Origin of the sequence: Pseudomonas sp. A-RE-19 (genome assembly GCF_019956555.1) — a bacterium.
Lineage (GTDB): Bacteria > Pseudomonadota > Gammaproteobacteria > Pseudomonadales > Pseudomonadaceae > Aquipseudomonas.
The window spans coordinates 26,377-47,422 of sequence record NZ_JAHBDQ010000024.1; the positions used below are offsets into that span (position 1 = coordinate 26,377).

General features: G+C 61.4%; 17 protein-coding genes and 1 riboswitch. Of the genes, 13 read left to right on the forward strand and 4 right to left on the reverse strand.

Going from position 1 to position 21,046, the window contains the following annotated elements:
* Positions 1 to 17: 17 nt before the first annotated feature.
* Positions 18 to 1,406, reverse strand: coding sequence for a sensor histidine kinase (locus tag KGB14_RS17020; protein ID WP_223487918.1), 1,389 nt, complete (start codon positions 1,404 to 1,406; stop codon positions 18 to 20).
* Positions 1,399 to 2,070, reverse strand: coding sequence for a response regulator (locus KGB14_RS17025; RefSeq protein ID WP_007898613.1), 672 nt, complete (start codon positions 2,068 to 2,070; stop codon positions 1,399 to 1,401). Before KGB14_RS17025 ends, KGB14_RS17020 begins: the two co-directional genes overlap by 8 nt.
* Positions 2,071 to 2,305: 235 nt before the next feature.
* Here KGB14_RS17025 and KGB14_RS17030 point away from each other — a divergent pair, with 235 nt between their 5' ends.
* The 5 genes from KGB14_RS17030 to KGB14_RS17050 are packed head-to-tail and all read left to right on the forward strand — an operon-like array spanning position 2,306 to position 7,682.
* On the forward strand, positions 2,306 to 3,598 hold the full coding sequence (locus KGB14_RS17030; protein WP_223487919.1) for an OprD family porin: 1,293 nt from the start codon (positions 2,306 to 2,308) through the stop codon (positions 3,596 to 3,598).
* 40 nt (positions 3,599 to 3,638) lie between these two features.
* A complete protein-coding gene (locus tag KGB14_RS17035; protein ID WP_223487920.1) occupies positions 3,639 to 4,616 on the forward strand; it encodes a Bug family tripartite tricarboxylate transporter substrate binding protein in 978 nt (325 codons plus the stop codon).
* A 58-nt stretch (positions 4,617 to 4,674) separates the two neighbouring features.
* A complete protein-coding gene (locus KGB14_RS17040; RefSeq protein WP_223487921.1) occupies positions 4,675 to 5,133 on the forward strand; it encodes a tripartite tricarboxylate transporter TctB family protein in 459 nt (152 codons plus the stop codon).
* Between the two features lies 1 nt (position 5,134).
* Positions 5,135 to 6,649, forward strand: coding sequence for a tripartite tricarboxylate transporter permease (locus KGB14_RS17045; protein WP_223487922.1), 1,515 nt, complete (start codon positions 5,135 to 5,137; stop codon positions 6,647 to 6,649).
* Complete coding sequence (locus tag KGB14_RS17050; RefSeq protein WP_223487923.1) at positions 6,642 to 7,682, forward strand: AbrB family transcriptional regulator; 1,041 nt, start codon at positions 6,642 to 6,644, stop codon at positions 7,680 to 7,682. Before KGB14_RS17045 ends, KGB14_RS17050 begins: the two co-directional genes overlap by 8 nt.
* A 115-nt stretch (positions 7,683 to 7,797) precedes the next feature.
* Here KGB14_RS17050 and ung read toward each other — a convergent pair whose 3' ends face one another.
* Positions 7,798 to 8,490, reverse strand: coding sequence for a uracil-DNA glycosylase (gene ung / locus KGB14_RS17055; protein ID WP_223487924.1), 693 nt, complete (start codon positions 8,488 to 8,490; stop codon positions 7,798 to 7,800).
* Positions 8,491 to 8,622: 132 nt separating this feature from the next.
* Between ung and KGB14_RS17060 the strand changes: the two genes are divergently transcribed.
* A complete protein-coding gene (locus KGB14_RS17060; protein WP_223487925.1) occupies positions 8,623 to 9,735 on the forward strand; it encodes an enoyl-CoA hydratase/isomerase family protein in 1,113 nt (370 codons plus the stop codon).
* Positions 9,736 to 9,787: 52 nt separating this feature from the next.
* Here the strand turns inward: KGB14_RS17060 and KGB14_RS17065 are convergent, their stop codons facing one another.
* Positions 9,788 to 10,243 (reverse strand): hypothetical protein, encoded by a 456-nt coding sequence (locus KGB14_RS17065; protein WP_223487926.1) that lies wholly within the window; start codon positions 10,241 to 10,243, stop codon positions 9,788 to 9,790.
* A 747-nt stretch (positions 10,244 to 10,990) separates the two neighbouring features.
* Positions 10,991 to 11,091, forward strand: a riboswitch (guanidine-I (ykkC/yxkD leader).
* Positions 11,092 to 11,153: 62 nt separating this feature from the next.
* Between KGB14_RS17065 and KGB14_RS17070 the strand changes: the two genes are divergently transcribed.
* The 7 genes from KGB14_RS17070 to atzF all read left to right on the forward strand — a co-directional run bounded on the left by KGB14_RS17070 (position 11,154) and on the right by atzF (position 20,984).
* Positions 11,154 to 12,221 (forward strand): putative urea ABC transporter substrate-binding protein, encoded by a 1,068-nt coding sequence (locus KGB14_RS17070; protein ID WP_223487927.1) that lies wholly within the window; start codon positions 11,154 to 11,156, stop codon positions 12,219 to 12,221.
* A 17-nt stretch (positions 12,222 to 12,238) separates the two neighbouring features.
* Complete coding sequence (locus KGB14_RS17075; protein ID WP_223487928.1) at positions 12,239 to 13,054, forward strand: ABC transporter permease; 816 nt, start codon at positions 12,239 to 12,241, stop codon at positions 13,052 to 13,054.
* Positions 13,051 to 13,839: an ABC transporter ATP-binding protein gene (locus tag KGB14_RS17080; RefSeq protein ID WP_223487929.1), complete on the forward strand. Its 789-nt coding sequence runs from the start codon at positions 13,051 to 13,053 to the stop codon at positions 13,837 to 13,839. Before KGB14_RS17075 ends, KGB14_RS17080 begins: the two co-directional genes overlap by 4 nt.
* 12 nt (positions 13,840 to 13,851) lie before the next feature.
* Positions 13,852 to 14,577, forward strand: a complete 726-nt coding sequence (locus tag KGB14_RS17085) for an urea amidolyase associated protein UAAP1 (protein ID WP_223487930.1) — start codon at positions 13,852 to 13,854, stop codon at positions 14,575 to 14,577.
* Between the two features lie 11 nt (positions 14,578 to 14,588).
* Positions 14,589 to 15,242: an urea amidolyase associated protein UAAP2 gene (locus tag KGB14_RS17090; RefSeq protein ID WP_223487931.1), complete on the forward strand. Its 654-nt coding sequence runs from the start codon at positions 14,589 to 14,591 to the stop codon at positions 15,240 to 15,242.
* Between the two features lie 306 nt (positions 15,243 to 15,548).
* On the forward strand, positions 15,549 to 19,190 hold the full coding sequence (gene uca, locus KGB14_RS17095; protein WP_223487932.1) for an urea carboxylase: 3,642 nt from the start codon (positions 15,549 to 15,551) through the stop codon (positions 19,188 to 19,190).
* Positions 19,191 to 19,205: 15 nt separating this feature from the next.
* Positions 19,206 to 20,984 carry an allophanate hydrolase gene (atzF, locus tag KGB14_RS17100; protein ID WP_223487933.1) on the forward strand — a complete coding sequence of 593 codons (1,779 nt, stop codon included), beginning with the start codon at positions 19,206 to 19,208 and terminating at the stop codon, positions 20,982 to 20,984.
* Positions 20,985 to 21,046: the final 62 nt, after the last annotated feature.

The following is a 21,046-nucleotide window of genomic DNA, read 5'->3' on the forward strand; positions in this document are numbered from 1 at the left end:
TCGCCACAGGTGTGCGCTCACTCTCCCGCGATAAAACTCACCCGCACCTTCAACCCCGCCCGCTCGCCATCGTGCAGGCTGATCTGCGCCAGGTGAGCGCGGCAGATCTCGCCGACGATGGCCAATCCCAACCCCGACCCGGCCACCTGTTCGTTACGCCGGTAAAAACGCTCGAATACCCGTTCCCGCTCTTCAAGCGGGATTCCCGGCCCATCGTCCTCGACTTCCAGCACCGCCGGTGCCGTGACCCGCAAGATCACATTGCCGCCCGGCGGCGTGTGAGCCAGGGCGTTGTCCACCAGATTGCTCAACAGTTCGTTCAACAGCGTCGGCTCGCCGCGCAGCCATACCGGCTCGTCGGCTTCCAGCGCCAGTGCCACGCCACGTGCATGGGCCAGCGGTGCCATGGCCATGCCCAGTTCACGGGCCAACTGACTGAGGTCGAGCAACTGCGCACCGCCCTCGGCGATTGCCCGGGCGCCATTCTCGACCCGTGCCAGCGAGAGCAATTGATTGGCCAGATGGGTCAGGCGATCCGTGCTCTGGGCGGCGGTTTCCAGGGTGCTGCGCCAGATTTCGGGTTCGCTAGAGCGCAAGCCCAGTTCGAGTCGTGCCTTGAGCGCCGCCAACGGGGTACGCAACTCATGGGCGGCATCGGCGATGAACTGTGCCTGACGCTCGAACTGCCCCCGCAAACGCTCGGTAAAGTGATTGAGCGCACGCACCAGCGGCCCCAACTCGTGCTGAACTTCCACCAGCGGCAAGGGCCGCAAGTCATCGGGCTGACGCTCTTCCACCGCCGTGCGCAAGCGCTCCAACGGACGCAGCGCCGCACTGACCGCAAACCACACCAACAGCAGCGCACCGATCGCCAGCATGCCCAGCCGCAACAATGTGTCGGCCATCAAGCTGCGAGCCATGCGGACACGCGCTTCATCGGTTTCCGCCACGCGAATTTCCGCCATGCCGTTCATGTTCGGCTCGCTGACCGCTTTGAGCAGGCTGACCACTCGCACGTTCTGCCCTTGATAAGTGGCGTTATAGAAACGCGCCAGCGCCGGATAGTCATCGGTGCGCGGTGTTCCCGGCGGCGGTGCCGGCAGGTTTTCGTAGCCCGAGATCAGCTTCTGATTGATGTCGTTGACCAGGTAAAAAATCCGCCCGGCGCTGTCATAGGCGAACGTATCGAGGGCCACGTAAGGCACGTTGGCGCTGAGGCTGCCGTCGCGCTGGGACAGGCCGGCGGCGATGGTCCGGGCCGAGGCCAGCAAGGTCCGGTCATAAGCGGTGTCGGCGGCTTCGCGACCGTTCCAGTACGCGCTCAAACCACTGGCGAGCATCAACACCACCAGCAGCAGCGCGAGGTTCCACAGCAACCGCCAACGCAGGCTGCTGAACTTATGCATCACGGCTTTCCAGCAGATAGCCAAGGCCGCGGAAGGTCACGATGGCCACCGGTTGGCCGTCGAGTTTCTTGCGCAAGCGGTGGACGTAGATCTCGATGGCATCGGGACTGGCCTCTTCGTCCAGACCAAACACCTGGGCGGCCAGTTGCTCCTTGCTCATCACCCGACCGGGACGGGCGATCAGCGCTTCGAGCACTGCCTGTTCGCGAGAGGTCAGGGTCAGCAATTCTTCGCCAAGGGTGAAGCGCCGGGTGTCCAGGTCATAGGCCAGCACGCCACAACGCTGCTGGCGCTCACCGCCAAGCACGCTGCGGCGCAGCAAGGCTTTGACCCGGGCTTCGAGCTCGGTCAGTTCGAAGGGTTTGGCCAGGTAATCGTCCGCCCCGAGGTTCAGGCCATGGACCCGATCCTTGACGTCGCTGCGAGCGGTCAGCATCAGCACCGGCAGGTTCTTGCCCCGTGCCCGCAGGCGCGCCAACACTTCGAAGCCATCCATGCGCGGCAGGCCGACGTCGAGGATCGCCACAGCGTATTCCTCGCTGCTCAAAGCCAGGTCGGCCGCCACGCCGTCGTGCAGCACATCCACGGTCAGCCCGGTGCTCTTGAGCGCCTGGGCGACGCTTTCGGCAAGCTGCAGGTGGTCTTCGACGAGCAGAACACGCATGGATCTTTACCTCATTCAGGGATGGTCGACGCCATTCTTTGGCGCGGAGTTTACAGCCGCATCCGCCGCTGTGAAGCCCGAAAACCGTGAAAGTCAGCTGAAAGGTTAGCGAAAGGTTGGCCGGTTAGAGTCCTGCCACGGACAGTTTCGACTGCCGTGCGCTACCGCACATAGCGATACGAGAAACGCCTCGAAGCGTTTTCGCCAATAAGAACAATAAACGGAGTACGTCACCATGCTGTCCATGCAGCTTCAGGCTTGCGCGCCTGCTCGCTTTTCCCGCCTCAGCCACACCGCCCTTGTCAGTGCCGCCGCCCTCGCCGGCTTTTCGCCATTGAGTCAGGCTGCCTTCTTTGAAGACAGTAAGGCAACCTTCGAAACCCGCAACATGTATTTCAACCGCGACTTTCGCGACGGCACCAGCGCCCAGCAATCCAAGCGGGACGAATGGGCCCAGGGGTTCATGCTCAATCTGCAATCGGGTTACACCGACGGCACCGTGGGGTTCGGTGTCGATGCACTGGGCATGCTGGGGGTAAAACTTGATTCGAGTCCTGACCGCACCGGCACCGGCCTGTTGCCGACCCATGACGACGGTCGCGCGGCAGATGAGTATTCCAAGCTCGGCCTGACCGGCAAAGTGAAAATCTCCGCCACGGAACTGAAAATCGGCAGCCTGATTCCGGAACTGCCAATCCTCAAACCCAACGACGGGCGGATTCTGCCGCAGACTTTTGAAGGTGGGATGCTGACCTCCAAAGAGATCAAGAACCTGACCTTCACCGGCGGGCGTCTGGAGAAAGCCAAGGATCGCGACAGCACCGACTTCGAGGACATCGCCCTCAACAACAAGAACAGCCGCTTCGCCGGCACCGCGGCCGGCAAGCACTTCGACTTTGGCGGCGTGGACTATAAGTTCACCGACAAGATCACCGGCAGCTATCACTTCGCGCAACTCGATGAAGTCTATAACCAGCACTTCCTTGGCGTGGTCGCCTCGCAGCCGTTCGGCCCCGGCACGTTCGGCACCGACCTGCGACTGGCCATCAGTGACGACCAGGGCGCGGCCCGGGGCGGCGAGATCGACAACAAATCCCTGAACGGCCTGGTGAGCTATGCCTTGAGCGGGCATAAATTCAGCGCCGGTTATCAGCATATGTCCGGCGACAGTGCCTTCCCCTACGTCGATGGCAGCGACCCGTACCTGGTCAACTTCGTGCAGATCAATGACTTTGCCGGCGCCGAAGAACACTCCTGGCAGGCGCGCTACGACTATGACTTCGCCAAACTCGGCATTCCCGGCCTGAGCTTCATGAGCCGTTACGTGAGCGGTGACAACATCAAGCTCAAGAACGGTGACGAAGGCAAAGAATGGGAGCGCAACACCGAGATCAAATACGTCGTACAAAGCGGCGCCCTGAAAGATGTCGCCGTACGCTTGCGCAATGCCACCTACCGCTCCAACTACTCCGCTCGCGATGCCGATGAAGTGCGTCTGCTGGTGAGCTATAGCGTTGCCCTTTGGTAAACACGTTCAATAACAATAATGAATACCCGTGGAGACTCAAATGAACCTATCACTGCGTAAAGTTGCTCTCGCCGCCAGCTGTGTGCTGTTTGCCGGCCAATTGATGGCCGAACCGAAACGCCCGGAATGCATCGCTCCGGCGTCGCCAGGCGGCGGTTTCGACCTGACCTGCAAATTGGCGCAAAGCGCGCTGGTGAACGAAAAACTGCTGACCAAACCGATGCGCGTGACCTACATGCCCGGCGGTGTCGGCGCGGTAGCGTACAACGCGGTCGTCGCGCAGCGCCCGGCCGATGCGGGCACGCTGGTGGCGTGGTCCAGCGGTTCGCTGCTGAACCTGGCCCAGGGCAAGTTCGGTCGTTTCGATGAAAGCGCGGTGCGCTGGTTGGCGGCCGTCGGCACAAGCTATGGTGCCATCGCGGTGAAAAGCGATTCGCCTTACAAGACCCTGGACGATCTGGTCAAAGCCCTGAAGAAAGATCCGAGCTCCGTGGTGATCGGTTCTGGCGGCACCGTCGGCAGCCAGGACTGGATGCAGACCGCACTGATCGCCAAGGCGGCCGGGATCAACCCGCGCGACCTACGTTATGTCGCCCTCGAAGGCGGCGGTGAAATCGCCACCGCCCTGCTCGGTGGCCACATCCAGGTGGGCAGCACCGACATCTCCGACTCCATGCCACACATCCTGAGCGGCGACATGCGTCTGCTGGCGGTGTTCTCCGAGAAGCGTCTGGACGAGCCGGAAATGAAAGACATTCCGACCGCTAAAGAGCAGGGCTACGACATTGTCTGGCCGGTGGTTCGTGGCTTCTACCTCGGGCCGAAGGTCAGTGATGAAGATTACGCCTGGTGGAAAGCCGCTTTCGACAAACTGCTGGCCTCCGAGGATTTCGCCAAGCTGCGCGATCAGCGTGAACTGTTCCCGTTCGCCATGACCGGCCCGGAGCTGGACACCTACGTGAAGAAGCAGGTCGCGGACTACAAAGTGCTGGCCAAAGAGTTCGGCCTGATCCAGTGATCGCCTCTGTCTAGCGGCTGCGGCCCCGGTTCTCGGGGTCGTGGCCCAGGAGTTTCTCATGCTCTTACAACGCATTTTCGCTTCGGTGCTGTTGTTGGCCTGTGTCGGCCTGGCACTGATGGCGTGGCCGTATCAGGCGCCTTTTTCCTACGAACCGGTCGGGCCTCGGGCCTTCCCTCTGCTGATGCTCGGCCTGATGGGCCTGGCCTTGCTGTACATGGTGTTTCGACCCGCGCCGATCGTGCACAGCGACGATGACCCGAAACTGGATCGCGAAACCCTGACCAAAATCGGCATTTGTGTCGTGCTGCTGCTGGTGTTCGCCGGGACCTTCGAACCCCTTGGTTTCATCGCCGCCAGCATTCTGATCGGAGTCCCCATGGCACGCCTGTATGGCGGTCGCTGGCTGCCCAGTGCAGTGATTATCAGCGTGATGGCCATCGGTCTTTATCTGCTGTTCGACAAAGTGATGGACGTGCCACTGCCGCTGGGCGTGCTCGACGTTCTGGAGAACTGATATGGATACTCTTGGCTATTTGGGTCAGGGCTTCGGCGTCGCGTTGAGCCCGTACAACCTGGTGACCGCACTGTGCGGCACCCTCATCGGCACGGTGGTTGGCCTGCTGCCGGGCCTGGGCCCGATCAACGGCGTGGCGTTGCTGATTCCGATTGCGTTCGCCCTCGGCCTGCCACCGGAGTCGGCGCTGATCCTGCTGGCGGCGGTGTACCTGGGTTGCGAATACGGCGGCCGGATCAGCTCGATCCTGCTGAACATTCCAGGCGAAGCCTCCACCGTGATGACCACCCTCGACGGTTACCCGATGGCCCGCAAGGGCCTGGCCGGTGTAGCGCTGTCGTTGTCGGCGTGGAGCTCGTTCATCGGTGCATTCATTGCGACTTGCGGCATGGTGTTGTTCGCACCGCTGCTGGCGAAATGGGCGATTGCCTTCGGACCGGCGGAATACTTCGTGTTGATGGTGTTTGCGATTGTCTGTCTCGGCGGCATGGCCGGTGATCGACCGCTCAAGACCTTTATCGCCGCGCTGATCGGTCTGTTTCTGTCGAGCGTCGGGATCGACGCCAACAGCGGCGTGTACCGTTTCACCGGGGACAACATTCATCTGACTGACGGCATTCAGTTCGTCGTGCTGGTATTGGGTCTGTTCTCCATCAGCGAAATCCTCCTGCTGCTGGAAAAAACCCACCATGGCCAGGAAGCCGTGAAAGCCACCGGGCGCATGATGTTCAACTTCAAGGAAGCCTCGGCGGTGTTCGTGGTGAACATCCGTTGCGGTTTGCTGGGCTTCATCATGGGCGTGCTGCCGGGTGCTGGCGCAACGCTGGCGAGCGCCGTGGCCTACATGACCGAAAAACGTATCGCCGGCGCCAAGGGCACGTTCGGACAAGGCGATATGCGTGGCCTCGCGGCACCGGAAACCGCCATCGGTGGTGCAGCCTGCGGCGCACTGGTGCCGATGCTGACCCTCGGCGTTCCCGGTTCGGGTACCACGGCGGTGATGATCGGCGCACTGTCGCTGTACAACATCACCCCCGGCCCGCTGCTGTTTCAACAGCAACCGGACATCGTCTGGGGCCTGATCGCGTCGTTGTTCGTCGCCAACGTGATGCTGGTGATCCTCAACATTCCGATGATCCGCATCTTTACCCGCATCCTCGCCGTGCCGAACTGGGCGCTGGTGCCAGTGATCGCGATCATCACCGGGATCGGCGTCTACGCGGTGCATGCCACCACGTTTGACCTGTTCCTGATGATCGGCATCGGTATCTTCGGCTACATCCTGCGCAAGCTGGACTTCCCGTTGTCGCCGGTGCTGCTGGGCTTCATCCTTGGAGGTCTGATGGAGCAAAACCTGCGTCGCGCCCTGTCGATTTCCAACGGTGCGCTGGAAATCCTCTGGTCGAGCCCGATCACGTTCGGTTGCTGGGTGCTGACTGCAATCATGTTGCTGATGCCACTGCTGCGGATCTGGCGCAAACGTTCGGTCGCCCGGCGCGCTATCGCCGATGTCTGATCGCCCCCCCTTCAAAACCTGGTGGGGAACACCGCTGGTCGGTCTGCTGGGCGGTTACCTCGCCAGCCAGATCGGCTGGCCGCTGCCGTGGATGGTCGGCTCGTTGCTGGCGATCATCCTCGTGCGGTGCCTGACTCCATGGCAACTGGCGGAAATCCCTGGCGGCCGCAAATGCGGCCAGTGGATCGTCGGCATCGGCATCGGCCTGCACTTCACTCCGGTGGTGATGGAGCAGGTGCTGAGCCACTTCGGTCTGATCTTCTTCGGTGCGTTGGTCACCAGCCTGTCCGCTGTGGTGGGAGTCTGGTTGATGCGGCGTACCGGTGAGGATCGCGCCACCGCATTCTTTTCCAGCATGCCCGGCGGCTCCGGGGAGATGGTCAACCTCGGCGCCCGCAACGGCGCGGTGCTCAGCCGTGTCGCGGCGGGGCAGAGTTTGCGGGTGCTGGTGGTGGTGCTGTGTGTGCCGGCGGCGTTCAAGTATCTGTTGGGCGACGGTGCGCCGGTCTTGCATCCCACGACCGTGGACGGGTGGTGGCTGGCCATTCTGTTCCCGGCGGGCGCCCTTGCCGCCTGGATCTGGGAGCGCCTGCGTCAACCCAACCCCTGGCTGTTCGGCCCCCTGCTGGTGAGTGCGACGGTGAGCATGGGTTGGGACCTGCACATCGGACTGCCCAACGGCGGCAGTCAGATCGGCCAGTGGTTGATCGGCAGCGGATTGGGGTGTCACTTCAATCGGCAGTTCTTCCGGCGGGCACCGTCCTTCATGGGCCGAACGCTGCTTGGCACGGTGTTGACCATGTTGATCGCCACGCTGGCGGCGTTGGGTTTGAGCGCGCTGACCCATCTGGATCTGCGTTCGCTGACCTTGGGCATGATGCCCGGCGGAATTGCCGAAATGAGCCTGACGGCGGAGACCCTGCAATTGTCGGTACCGTTGGTGACGGCGATGCAGGTGATGCGGCTGTTGTTTGTGTTGTTTTTGGCGGAACCGTTGTTTCGGTATTGGAACCGGGAGCCGGATTCTCCCTGATAGACCGAGTCGCCTGCTTCGCGGGCAAGCCTCGCTCCTACAGATTTTGTGCCGGACGCAAACCCGCGACCAACCGCAATCCTGTAGGAGCGAGGCTTGCCCGCGAAGGCATTCTTCAGACCGACGGCAACCGCCACTCGATCGGCGTCTCGCCATTCTGCTCCAGAAACTTGTTCGCCCGGCTGAAGTGCCCGCAACCGAGAAAGCCGCGATAGGCGGACAGCGGCGAGGGGTGGACCGACGTCAGTACCAGGTGCTTGGTGGCGTCGATGAGTTTCTGCTTGCTCTGGGCATGCGCCCCCCACAGCAGGAACACCAGATGTGGCTGGTGTTCGCTGACCACTTCGATAATCCGGTCGGTAAAATGCTGCCAGCCCTTGCCCGCATGGGCGTTGGCATTCGCACGCTCCACGGTCATGGTGGTGTTGAGCATCAACACGCCCTGCTCTGCCCAACTCTGCAGGTAGCCATGGTTGGGAATGTCGATGTTCAGGTCGCGTTTCAACTCTTTATAGATGTTCACCAGCGAGGGCGGCGCCGGCACGCCCGGTTGCACCGAGAAGCACAACCCATGGGCCTGGCCCGGGCCGTGGTAAGGGTCCTGACCGAGGATGACCACCTTGACCTTGTCCAGCGGCGTGGAGTTGAGCGCGTTGAAAATCAACGGTCCCGGCGGATAGATCTCCTTGCCCGCCGCGCGCTCCTGTTGCAGGAATGTGCGCAACTCTGCCATGTAGGGCTGGTCAAATTCGGCACGCAGCGCCTCCTTCCAGCTCGGTTCGAGTTTGATACGGTCGTCAGCAGTCATGGTTACATCCGGCAAAAACAATGGGGCGAACCCTAGGAAACCCTATCCCCCTTGTCAATTGATCTGACACAGATCCGGCACTTTCCTATAGAGCGATCATACTGAACGCTCAAATTCCCGATCGAGGTCACGATGAATCTGCACTTCGAAGAACTCACCGGCACCGACGGCGCACGCATCGGCATCGCCAGCCTGGATGCCGAAAAGTCTCTCAACGCCCTCTCCTTGCCGATGATCAACGCCTTGCGCGATCAACTGGACGCCTGGGCCAAGGAACCACAGATCGTTTGCGTGCTACTGCGCGGCAATGGCGCCAAGGCTTTTTGCGCCGGCGGTGAAGTACGCAGTCTGGTGGAGGCGTGTCGCGACAATCCCGGAGAAGTACCGCCCTTGGCTGCCCACTTCTTTGCGGCAGAATATCGCCTCGACTTCAACCTGCACACCTACCCCAAACCGCTGATTTGCTGGGGTCATGGTTACGTGCTGGGCGGTGGCCTGGGGCTGCTGCAAGGGGCGAGCATTCGGATTGTCACGCCAAGCAGCCGGCTGGCGATGCCGGAGATCAGCATCGGCTTGTACCCGGACGTCGGCGCCAGTTGGTTTCTGTCGCGGTTGCCCGGCAAGCTCGGATTGTTTCTTGGCCTGACCGGCGCCCAGATGAACGGTCGCGATGCGATCGATCTGGACCTGGCCGATCGCTTCCTGCGCGATGATCAACAGCATGAGCTGATCGAAGGCTTGCTGCAATTGAACTGGCAGGAACAGACAGCCATGCAGCTCAACAGCCTGCTCAAGGCTTTGCAGCAGGAAGCACTCGCGCAGATGCCCGAAGCGCAGTGGCTGCCTCGACGCGAACAGATCGACGAACTGCTGGATGTCAGCGACATTCGTTGCGCCTGGAAGGCCATCAGCGCGCTACGCGATCATGCCGACCCGTTGCTCGATCGTGCCGCCAAAACCATGACTGAAGGCTCGCCCCTGACCGCTCATCTGGTGTGGGAACAGATCGTTCGCGCCCGGCATTTATCGTTGGCTCAAGTCTTTCAGATGGAATACACCATGAGCCTCAACTGCTGCCGTCATCCAGAGTTCAGCGAAGGCGTGCGAGCGCGGTTGATCGACAAGGACCAGAAACCTCACTGGCACTGGCCGGACGTCAACACTGTGCCGGAAGCGGCGGTGGAGGCGCATTTCCACAAGGTCTGGGAGGGTCGGCACCCTTTGGCCGATCTGTCGGAATACTGAAATTCAGGCACAAAAAAAGCGGCGCTTCATGCGCCGCTTTTTATTGAGTGGTTTAGCGGCGGCCGCCTCGCCCATCGAAATCGCCGCGATCATGGTGACCGTCCCTTCCGCCACGGTCATCCCGCCCACTGTGGCCTCGATAGTCATCATTGCGGCCGCCTCGGTTATGGCCATCCCAGCCGCCGCGGTCATGACGGTCCCATCCGCGATTCTGGTAGCCGCGGTAGTCGTAATAGCGCGGTGCCGGTTGATAAACCCGTGGCTGGGAGTAATAACGCGGCGTTGGCTGGTAATACCGTGCAGGCGGTGAGTAATACCTGCGCGGCGCTGTGTAGTAACCACCATCGGAGTAGTAGGACCCGCCGCCGGAGTAATACGGCGCTGGGGACGTGTAGACCTCGGAACGGTAGTAGCTGGCTCCTCCATCGGAATAGGGCACGCATGCACCAAGAGACAATCCCAATACAGCAAGCAGAAGAATTCGGTGGATCTGTTTTCGACAGAGCATGGCGGCCTCCTGGACCGCGAGTGAGCCACACCAGCGACGCTGGCAGGCGACAGTCAATTGTTTCGGCGACTGTCGAAAGATCAGACAGTGAAATCGGAATCTGGTGCGTTCCTGCAACACGTTGAAACAAGTAGCCGATGAAAGGTTTTTCATCTATCCCATAAGAAAACGACGCGTCCGTAAACCGGACGCGCCGCTGCATTCATGAGCTGATTAATGGTGCCCGCGATTGTATCCACCGCGGTAATGACTGGGTCCATGTCCATCATAGTAATGGTAGCGATAGCCACCGTAGTAACGCGGGCCGTAATAGCCACCGTAGTAGTAAGGCGAGTAGTAGCCGGGGTAGTAATAAGGTGCCGGGTAAACATCGGCAGGACCTACGTAGTAGTAACACCCGGACAGACCCAAACCAAAACACACACTGAGCAGTATTTGGCGGAGCTTTTTTCGACAGAGCATGGCGGCCTCCTGGAAGACCCGCAGCAGCCGGCATAGACCGACCGACACCTGTTTTGACTTTCAAACCGGCCCCGAGTGCCAGAGTCGCCGGCCTCTCAGATCAGCGGCCGTTCATCTACGGTGCATAGACAGGTGCCTATGCACCATGACAAGGCAGCAGATGCCGCTCGTTTATCTCTCCTCTTTCCTCCATGCCCCCAGCCAGAGCGCTCAAGCCGACTTGGCACGGCTCTCGCTTAGACAAAGACGTGCAGGAGTCATCACAGGTTCGCGGCACCACAATTTGCAATGGCTGACTAGGGTTCCGGCTCGCAATCGCGAGTGGCTGGTCCGAGAGTTGGCGACCTCCAGTTGAGGTTACACGGCGGGACAAAAGCCCGGGAGACAAGCCACCGTTCGCGGTGCCGCTGCCTTCCTGTCCGCCCTTGATCAACTGGAGAACCATCCCATGTCCCGACTTCGTTTACCCGCCCTGCTCGCCACTGCTTTTGCAGCCCTCGTGAGCGTCTCGTCCCAGGCCGCACAGAAAGACCATTTCAGCGTTTGCTGGACTATTTATGCCGGATGGATGCCGTGGGAATACGCTGGCAGCCAAGGCATCGTCGACAAATGGGCGAAAAAATACGGCATCAAAATCGATGTGGTGCAGCTCAACGATTACGTCGAATCCATCAACCAATACACCGCCGGCCAGTTCGACGGCTGCACCATGACCAACATGGATGCGCTGACCATTCCGGCTGCCGGTGGCGTCGACAGTACGGCGCTGATCGTCAGCGACTTCTCCAATGGCAACGACGGCATCGTGCTCAAAGGCGAAGGCAAGAAAGTCGCCGACCTCAAGGGCATGGACGTCAATCTGGTGGAGCTTTCTGTATCCCACTACCTATTGGCACGGGCACTCGATTCGGTGGACCTCACCGAGAAAGACCTGAAAGTGGTCAACACCTCCGACGCCGACATTTCGGCCGCCTTCAACACCGCCCAGGTCAATGCCGTCACCACCTGGAACCCGATGCTCTCGGACATCAAGGCCAAGCCAGGCGTGACCGAAGTGTTCAACTCCAGCCAGATCCCCGGGGAAATCATGGACATGATGGTGGTCAACAGCGCCACTCTCAAAGACAACCCGGCCTTGGGCAAAGCCCTGACCGGCGCCTGGTTCGAAGTGGTCGAGTTGATGAACGCCAAAAACGCCACGAGCAAAGCCGCCCTCGAACACATGGCCAAAGCCTCGGGCACCGATCTGGCGGGTTTCCAGGCGCAACTCGACACCACCAAATTGTTCACCACACCCAAAGAAGCGTTGGAGTTCTCCACCAGCAAGCAACTGCCCGACACCATGCGCAAGGTCGCCGAGTTCTCCTTTCAGCACGGCTTGCTGGGTGAAGGCGCCAAGGACACCAGTGCTATCGGCATGGCCTTCGCCAATGGCGTGACCAGCGGCGACAAGGCCAACCTCAAGCTGCGCTTTGACCCGAGCTACGTGCAGATGGCTGCCGACTCCAAGTTGTAACAACGGAGGACTAGGCCATGCGCCTGATCAATCGCCACCCGGATCGCCCGAGTCGCCTGCTGTTGGTGATCCTGCCGTTCGCCCTGGTGCTGTTCGCCTACTTCATGGGCTCGGCCGATCGGCTGATGGACAACCCCAACGACAAACTGCTGCCCAGTGCCGTGCAGATGACTGACGCAGTGAAACGCCTGGCCTTCACCGCCGACACCCGCACCGGTGAATACCTGCTCTGGCAAGACAGCGCCGCCAGCCTGCGACGGCTGGCCATCGGCCTCGGCATCAGTGCATTGGCCGGGCTGTGCCTGGGCATCGCCGCCGGGACCCTGCCGCTGTTCGGCACACCGTTGTCGCCGGTACTCACCGTGCTGTCGATGGTGCCGCCGCTGGCGATCCTGCCCATTCTGTTCATCGTGTTCGGGCTGGGGGAGTTGTCGAAAGTGATGCTGATCGTGATTGGTATCACCCCGTGCCTGGCCCGGGACCTGGAACAGCGCGCCCGGGAAATCCCGGTCGAGTTGCTGATCAAGGCGCAGACGCTCGGCGCTTCGACCTGGACCTTGATGCTGCGCGTGGTGCTGCCGCAATTGCTGCCGCGCCTGTTGATCTCGCTGCGACTGATGCTCGGTTCGGCGTGGTTGTTCCTGATCGCTGCCGAAGCCATCGCCTCCACCGATGGTCTCGGCTACCGGATTTTTCTGGTACGTCGCTATTTGGCGATGGACGTGATCCTGCCGTATGTGGTCTGGATCACCTTGCTCGCCTGGCTGATGGACTGGGGCCTCAAGCGCCTGACCCAACGGGCCTTCCCCTGGTACGAGGGGGCACGCGCATGAGCTTCATCACGGTAAAAAACGTCTGGCAGCAATACGCCGATCAGGTAGTGCTCGAGGGTCTGAACCTGAACGTCAACGAAGGTGAGTTCTGCACGCTCGTCGGTGCTTCAGGTTGCGGCAAATCGACTTTCCTGCGGCTACTGCTGGGCCAGGAACGGGCCAGTCGCGGCGAGATTCTGTTGGATGGCCAGGCCCTGGCCAGCGAACCGGATGCCAGCCGTGGCGTGGTATTCCAGCGCTACTCGGTGTTCCCGCACCTGACGGCTCTGGACAACGTCGCCCTGGGTCTCGAACTGCCCTGCTCCCCGTTGCTGGGCCGGTTGTTCGGCAGCTCAAAAAAAGACGCGCAAGAACAAGCCTCGGTCTTGCTGCATAAAGTCGGCCTCGGACACTCGCTGGACAAGTACCCGGCGCAGCTCTCCGGCGGTATGCAACAACGGCTGGCAATCGCTCAGGCATTGATCATGAAACCGCGAGTGTTGCTGCTCGACGAACCGTTCGGCGCCCTCGATCCGGGCATCCGCAAGGACATGCACGGCCTGCTGCTGGAGCTGTGGCGCGAGACGCAACTGACCGTGTTCATGGTCACCCATGACCTGTCCGAAGGTTTCAGCCTCGGCACCCGCTTGCTGGTGTTCGACAAAGTCCGCCTCGACCCGCACGCCCCCGGTGCCTATGGCGCACGCATCACCTACGACATCCCTTTGAACAGCGACCGCCGCGCCAATCGCGCCGCCGTCGACGCCCTGCCGGCTCAGTTGGCAGGTTCGCTTCGCATCGCTTAGAGGAATTTACACATGACGGATTCGACCCGACTATTTCCGCCCTTCGCCGAAGAAATGCTCCCCGGTGGCGGCCATCGTTCCTTTGTACTGAAACGCGGCCAGTTGCTGCGCCTGACCGACCTGCGCGGCGGTGCCAACGTCAGCCTGACGCTGCTCAACGCCCATGAAAAAACCGAACGCCTGAACCTGCCCGACAGCCTCAAATGCCAACACACCGCCAAGCTCACCACCGGCCATTGCCTGTACTCGGACATGGGCCGGGTATTGGCCGCCATCACCGCCGACACCTGCGGCTGGAGCGACAGCCTCGGCGGCGTGTTGTGTGCTGAAGAGGTCGCGCAAAAGTACGGCGCGGGCCGCTATCAGGAACTGCGCAACGGCTTCTTCCGCAACGGCACCGACAACCTGTTGGTGGAGTTAGGCAAGTGGGGGTTGGGCCTGTCCGACCTGTTGATGACCCTCAACCTGTTCAGCCGGGTGAACGTCGATGAAGTCGGGCGTTTCCACTTCGTCGAAGGCAATTCCAAGGCCGGTGATTACATCGAGTTGTACGCGCCGATGGACACCCTGGTGGTGCTCACCGCGCTGCAACATCCGATGGATCCGGCACCTGAGTACGCCCCCAAACCGCTGAAGCTCAGCTGGATGAACGCCGATGCGAGTGTCGCCGAGCACTGCCGCACCTCGCGCCCGGAAAACGAGCGCGGCTTCATCAACACCGACCGTCTGTTCGCCTGAGGATCGCTGCCATGTCACTCGCTATCACCACCGCTGCCGTTACTACAAACAGGCAACCAGAAACCGCGATCTACCGCGCTACCATCCCCGCCGGCGAACCGTGGCTGATGGAGGTCAAGGCCGGCCAGACGTTGCGCATCCTCGACCTGGAAGGCAATCAGGCCGTCGACACTTTGTTCTACAGCCTCGCCAATCCCAAGGAGCGCTATGACGTGCAGCGCACGTTGCGTCGGCAGAACAGCGTCTACCTGAGCACCGGCAGCGTGCTCTATTCCAACCTCGGCAAACCGATGCTGACCATCGTCGCCGACACTTGCGGGCGTCACGACACCCTCGGCGGGGCCTGCGCGCAGGAGAGCAACACCGTGCGTTATGCGCTGGAGAAACGCTACATGCACAGCTGTCGCGATAACTACCTGCGCGCCTGTGTCCACGATGGTCGGCTGAGCAAGGTAGACATCGGGCCGAACATCAATTTCTTCATGAACGTGCCAGTGACGGCCGACGGCGGCCTGACCTTCGAAGACGGGATTTCGGCGCCGGGCAAATACGTCGACCTGCGGGCCGAGATGGACGTGATCGTGCTGATCTCCAACTGCCCGCAACTGAACAACCCATGCAACGCCTACAACCCCACCCCTGCGGAGCTACTGGTATGGAACTGAAACTCGCGCGTTTGCGGCGGTGGTTGTTTGCCCTGTGCCAGGCCCGCTCCGGGCAGTGCATCAAATAGAAGAACACCCTCAATCCAATGTGGGAGCGAGCCTGCTCGCGATGGCGTCAGCACATTCACCATTGATGTCGACTGATACACCGCTATCGCGAGCAGGCTCGCTCCCACAGGGGTTCGGTGGCGTTTTGACGTGAACTGATTCTGCCGCCGGGGACGACCTCGGCGCCTATCGAAAAACTGCGGGACGGCCCGCATCCCAAGTCGAGGCTGATGCGTTATCGCCTCCAGGGGTTATGCCATGTTCGAAAAAGTCCTCATTGCCAACCGTGGCGCCATTGCCTGTCGCATCTTGCGTACCTTGGGTGAATTGCAGGTCAAGGGTGTTGCCGTTTACTCCGAAGCCGATGCCGCCAGCCTGCACATCCTGCAAGCCTTTGAGTCCCACAGCCTCGGTGAAGGCGCCGCCGCTGGCACTTATCTGGCGGTCGACAAAATCCTTGCCATCGCAAAAGCCACTGGCGCCACTGCGATCCATCCCGGCTACGGCTTTCTCTCGGAAAACGCCGCATTCGCCCAAGCCTGCGAAGCCGCCAACATCGCCTTCATCGGCCCCACACCGGAGCAGCTGCGGGTGTTCGGCCTCAAGCACACCGCTCGCGCATTGGCCAGGCAACACGGCGTGCCGATGCTCGAAGGCACCGAGCTGCTCGATAGCCTCGACGCAGCGTTGATCGCAGGCGAACAGGTCGGCTACCCGGTGATGCTCAAAAGCACCGCCGGCGGTGGCGGCATCGGGATGCGCGTGTGCCGCAACGCCGGCGAATTGAGCGAATCCTTCGACGCCGTCAAACGCCTCGGGCAGAACAATTTCAGCGACGCTGGCGTGTTCATCGAGAAGTACATCCAGCGCGCCCGACATCTGGAAGTGCAGGTGTTCGGCGATGGCCAGGGCGAGGTGCTTGCCCTCGGCGTGCGTGACTGTTCGGTGCAGCGACGCAACCAGAAAGTCCTTGAAGAAACCCCGGCCCCTAACCTGCCCGAGGGCATGGCCGAAGAACTCTGTACAGCGGCAATCAAACTGGCCAAAGCGGTGAATTACCGCAGCGCGGGCACTGTGGAGTTCGTCTTCGACAGCGATGCCCAGCGCTTCTATTTTCTGGAAGTGAATACCCGCTTGCAGGTGGAACACGGCGTCACTGAACAAGTGTGGGGCGTGGACCTGGTGCGCTGGATGGTGGAGTTGGCGGCCGGTGATTTGCCGCCGTTGCGCGAGTTGAGTCAGGGATTGAAAGCCAACGGTCATGCGATTCAGGCACGCCTCTATGCCGAAGATCCGGGCCGGGATTTCCAACCGAGTCCAGGTCTGCTCACTGCCGTCAATTTTCCCGTTGCCGATGGCCAACACCTGCGCATCGACACGTGGGTCGAGGCCGGTTGCGAGATCCCGCCGTACTTCGATCCGATGATCGCCAAGGTCATCAGCTGGGCGCCGACTCGCGAAGAAGCCCGCGTCGATCTGCATCAGGCTCTGGGCGACAGCCTGCTGTACGGGGTGGAAACCAACCGCGATTACTTGCGGCAGATTCTGCTCGATACGCCGTTTGCCAGCGGCCAGCCGTGGACCCGTTGCCTGGAAGCTCTGATCTATCAAGCCAACACCTTTGAAGTGCTCAGCGCCGGCACGCAGACCAGCATTCAGGACTTTCCGGGACGCCTCGGTTACTGGGCGGTGGGCGTGCCGCCGTCGGGGCCGATGGACAGTCGGGCGCTGCGTCTGGGCAATCGCTTGCTGGGTAACGATGAAGGTGCAGCGGCGCTGGAAATCACCATGAGCGGGCCGTTGTTGCGCTTCAATTGTGATGCGGTGGTGGCTGTCACGGGGGCGGTGATTGCGGTGATGCTGAACGGTGAAGCAGTGCCGATGAATACCGCATTGCTGATCCCCGCCGGGGCCGCTTTGAGCTTCGGCACCCTTGGCGGTGCAGGCGCACGCAGCTATCTGTGCCTGCGCGGCGGCCTGCAAGTGCCGGATTATCTGGGTAGCAAAAGTACGTTCACGCTGGGTCAGTTTGGCGGGCATGGCGGTCGTGCGTTGCGAGCGGGTGACGTGTTGCATGTGCCTGCTTTGATCGACCGCAGCAACGGTCAGCAACTGGCTGAAGAACAGGTCACCGAATTGCCTGCCATACGCCAGATCAGGGTGATCTACGGTCCACATGGCGCACCGGAATACTTCAGCGAAAACTACATCGGCACCTTCTTCGCGACCCAGTGGGAAGTGCATTTCAATTCCAGCCGAACCGGCGTGCGGTTGATCGGGCCCAAGCCTGAATGGGTGCGAGCCGATGGTGGCGAGGCCGGGCTGCATCCGTCGAACATTCATGACAATCCGTACGCGATTGGCGCGGTGGATTTCACCGGTGACATGCCAGTGATCCTCGGCCCCGATGGCCCGAGCCTCGGTGGGTTTGTCTGCCCGGTGACGGTGATCGAGGCGGACCTTTGGCAGCTGGGGCAGCTCAAGGCTGGGGACAAGGTTCAGTTTCACCCAGTCGACCTGAAAACCGCCCGCCAACTCGCCTTGAAATGGGATTCCTGTGGGAGCGAGCCTGCTCGCGATGAAGTTGATGCCGTGTCTGATCTGGCCCCATCGCGAGCAGGCTCGCTCCCACAGGGGGTTGCGTCGCCTGTGGTGTTGGATTTGGGTCAGGACGACACGAGACTGGTTGCAAGATTGTCGGGCGACACTCATTTGTTATTGGAAATCGGTGCCCCCGAACTGGATCTGGTCCTGCGCTTTCGCGCTCACGCGTTGATGCAGGCATTGGAAAGCAAACATCTGCACGGCGTGATCGACCTGACACCGGGCATCCGCTCGCTGCAAGTTCACTACCAACCCGAACAACTGCCGCTGGCCGATCTGCTGGGCATTGTTGCCGGTGAATGGGACGCCGTGTGCGCCGCCAAGGACCTGCAAGTGCCCTCGCGCATCGTCCATCTGCCCCTGTCCTGGGATGACCCGGCCTGCCAGTTGGCGATCGAAAAATACATGACCACGGTGCGCAAGGACGCGCCCTGGTGCCCGAGCAATCTGGAGTTCATCCGCCGCATCAACGACCTGCCGAACCTCGACGAAGTGCAGCGCACGGTGTTCGACGCCAGTTATCTGGTGATGGGCCTGGGCGATGTTTACCTCGGCGCACCGGTCGCCACCCCGCTCGATCCTCGGCATCGCCTGGTAACGACCAAGTACAACCCGGCCCGCACCTGGACCGCGGAAAACTCGGTGGGCATCGGCGGCGCCTACATGTGCGTGTACGGCATGGAAGGCCCCGGCGGTTATCAGTTCGTCGGCCGCACCTTGCAGATGTGGAACCGCTACCGTGAGGTTGCAGCGTTCGACGGCAAGCCGTGGCTGCTGCGCTTCTTCGACCAGATCCGGTTCTACCCGGTGAGCGCCGATGAACTGCTGCGCATTCGCCGGGATTTCCCGCTTGGGCGCTTTGATCTGAACATCGAACACAGTCAGCTGAATCTGGCGGATTACCAGGCGTTTCTGGCCAAAGAAGCCCAGAGCATCGCGGCATTTCGGGATCAGCAAAAAAGCGCGTTCAACGCCGAGCGTGAGCGCTGGATCGCCAGCGGCCAAGCGCATTTCGACAGTGAAGAACTGGCTCCGGAAGTGACCGAAGAGGCACCGTTAGCCGACGGTCAACAGAGCGTCGACAGCCACATTGCCGGCAACCTCTGGCAGGTTCAGGTGCAGGCTGGCAGCCGGGTCGCTGCTGGGGATGTGCTGGTGATTCTGGAGTCGATGAAGATGGAAATCCCGCTGCTCGCGCCCATGGCGGGCGTGGTGCGCGAGATTCGCGTGCAACCGGGTTCGGCGGTGCGCGCCGGGCAACGTGTGGTGGTGCTGGAACTCGACTCAAGCCATTAAAAAAGGATTATCGCCATGAACATCAATCTGCAACTCGACGCCCTGCGCAACGCTTACCGTGACGGCAGCACTACGCCTCGGCAACTGCTGCTGAGCCTGCGGGAAAAAGCCGCGGCACTGAACCCGGACTATCACCTGTTCATCCATTTGCTCAGTGCCCTGGAACTGGAACCGTACTTCGCCGCACTCGACGGTCGCGACCCAGGCAGCCTGCCGCTGTACGGCGTGCCGTTCGCGATCAAGGACAACATCGACCTGGCGGGTATTCCCACCACGGCAGCGTGTCCTGCGTTTGCCTATGTGCCGGAACGCTCGGCAACCATCGTCGAGCAACTGCTGGCGCTGGGTGCGATTCCGTTGGGCAAGACCAATCTCGACCAGTTCGCCACTGGCCTCAATGGCAGCCGCTCGCCGTACGGCGCTTGCCCGAACAGCGTGTTGCCGGAGTATCCGTCGGGCGGTTCCAGCGCCGGGTCTTCCCTGGCGGTGGCGCTCGGCGTGGCGAGTTTTTCACTGGGCACGGACACGGCAGGCTCCGGTCGCGTGCCGGCGGCACTGAATAATCTGGTCGGTTTGAAAGCCAGCAAAGGGCTGATCTCCACTGCCGGTGTGGTTCCGGCCTGTCGAACGCTCGATTGCGTCACGACCTTCACCGCCACGGCCCGGGAAGCCAGTCAGTTGCTCGCCCTCACCGCTCATCTCGATCCACGGGACGAATACAGTCGCCGTAATCCGCTGTGGAATGACGGCTCGGCCTTCGGCACACCGCGTCCATTCCGTTTCGGTGTACCCCGTGCGCAGGATCTGGCGTTCTTCGGCTGTCCTGAAGGCCCGTTGCTGTTCGGCGACGCCATCGACCAGCTCAAAGCCATGGGCGGCGAAGCGGTCGAACTGGATTTGTCTCCATTTCTCGAAGCCGCGCGGTTGCTCTACGAAGGGCCGTGGGTAGCGGAGCGTTACAGCGTGGCCGGCGAGTTACTGGAGCAACACCCTCAAGCCGTGCTGCCGGTGATTCGCGCCGTATTGGCCAAGGCCCCAGCGGTGACCGGCGTGCAGACCTTCCGTGCCCAATACCGTCTGCAGGCCTTGAAAGTGCTGTGCGACAAAGCCCTGGAAGGCCTTGATTGCGTGGTCACGCCAACCATCGGCCGCGCGGTGACACTGGCCCAGCTTGCGGCCGAACCGGTGCTGCGCAACTCGGAACTGGGCTACTACACCAACTTCATGAACCTGCTCGATTACGCCGCCGTCGCAGTGCCCAGCGGATTCATGGGCAATGGTTTGCCATGGGGCGTGACATTGTTCGGCCGCGCGTTTACCGATCAGTATCTGTTGAGCGTGGCGGATGCCTTGCAACGTCAGCAAGGGTTGGCCGTGCCTGCGCCGACGAATGTTGCGCGCAATGATCGCGCACGGCTGGTGGTCTGCGGCGCGCACCTGGATGGGCTGGCGCTGAACTGGCAGCTCAAGCAGCGTGGAGCCCGTTTGCTCGAAGCCACTCACAGTTCCCCCGACTATCAGCTGTATGCCTTGGCCGGTGGCCCACCCTATCGCCCGGGCATGGTCCGAGTGAAGGAAGGTGGCGCGGCAATTGCGGTAGAAGTATGGGAGTTGCCAAGCAGTGAGTTGGGCTCGTTCCTGACCGCAATTCCGGCGCCGCTGGGGTTGGGCAAGGTGCAACTGGCGGACGGGCGGTGGGAGAGCGGGTTTATCTGTGAGCCCTACGGCCTGGAGGGGGCGGTGGATATCAGTCATTTGGGCGGGTGGCGGGCGTATCTGAACGATCGGCGTTGATTTCCAGGATCGCCGGCTTGCGCACGAGTGCTTGCCGGCCGATCATGCGCGGTCTCGGGCCA

Excerpts from the sequence above, each read along its gene's own strand:
- KGB14_RS17020 (WP_223487918.1), bottom strand. The coding sequence starts at position 1,406 with ATGCATAAGTTCAGCAGCCTGCGTTGGCGGTTGCTGTGGAACCTCGCG.
- KGB14_RS17025 (WP_007898613.1), bottom strand. The coding sequence starts at position 2,070 with ATGCGTGTTCTGCTCGTCGAAGACCACCTGCAGCTTGCCGAAAGCGTC.
- KGB14_RS17030 (WP_223487919.1), top strand. The coding sequence starts at position 2,306 with ATGCTGTCCATGCAGCTTCAGGCTTGCGCGCCTGCTCGCTTTTCCCGC.
- KGB14_RS17035 (WP_223487920.1), top strand. The coding sequence starts at position 3,639 with ATGAACCTATCACTGCGTAAAGTTGCTCTCGCCGCCAGCTGTGTGCTG.
- KGB14_RS17040 (WP_223487921.1), top strand. The coding sequence starts at position 4,675 with ATGCTCTTACAACGCATTTTCGCTTCGGTGCTGTTGTTGGCCTGTGTC.
- KGB14_RS17045 (WP_223487922.1), top strand. The coding sequence starts at position 5,135 with ATGGATACTCTTGGCTATTTGGGTCAGGGCTTCGGCGTCGCGTTGAGC.
- KGB14_RS17050 (WP_223487923.1), top strand. The coding sequence starts at position 6,642 with ATGTCTGATCGCCCCCCCTTCAAAACCTGGTGGGGAACACCGCTGGTC.
- ung (WP_223487924.1), bottom strand. The coding sequence starts at position 8,490 with ATGACTGCTGACGACCGTATCAAACTCGAACCGAGCTGGAAGGAGGCG.
- KGB14_RS17060 (WP_223487925.1), top strand. The coding sequence starts at position 8,623 with ATGAATCTGCACTTCGAAGAACTCACCGGCACCGACGGCGCACGCATC.
- KGB14_RS17065 (WP_223487926.1), bottom strand. The coding sequence starts at position 10,243 with ATGCTCTGTCGAAAACAGATCCACCGAATTCTTCTGCTTGCTGTATTG.
- KGB14_RS17070 (WP_223487927.1), top strand. The coding sequence starts at position 11,154 with ATGTCCCGACTTCGTTTACCCGCCCTGCTCGCCACTGCTTTTGCAGCC.
- KGB14_RS17075 (WP_223487928.1), top strand. The coding sequence starts at position 12,239 with ATGCGCCTGATCAATCGCCACCCGGATCGCCCGAGTCGCCTGCTGTTG.
- KGB14_RS17080 (WP_223487929.1), top strand. The coding sequence starts at position 13,051 with ATGAGCTTCATCACGGTAAAAAACGTCTGGCAGCAATACGCCGATCAG.
- KGB14_RS17085 (WP_223487930.1), top strand. The coding sequence starts at position 13,852 with ATGACGGATTCGACCCGACTATTTCCGCCCTTCGCCGAAGAAATGCTC.
- KGB14_RS17090 (WP_223487931.1), top strand. The coding sequence starts at position 14,589 with ATGTCACTCGCTATCACCACCGCTGCCGTTACTACAAACAGGCAACCA.
- uca (WP_223487932.1), top strand. The coding sequence starts at position 15,549 with ATGTTCGAAAAAGTCCTCATTGCCAACCGTGGCGCCATTGCCTGTCGC.
- atzF (WP_223487933.1), top strand. The coding sequence starts at position 19,206 with ATGAACATCAATCTGCAACTCGACGCCCTGCGCAACGCTTACCGTGAC.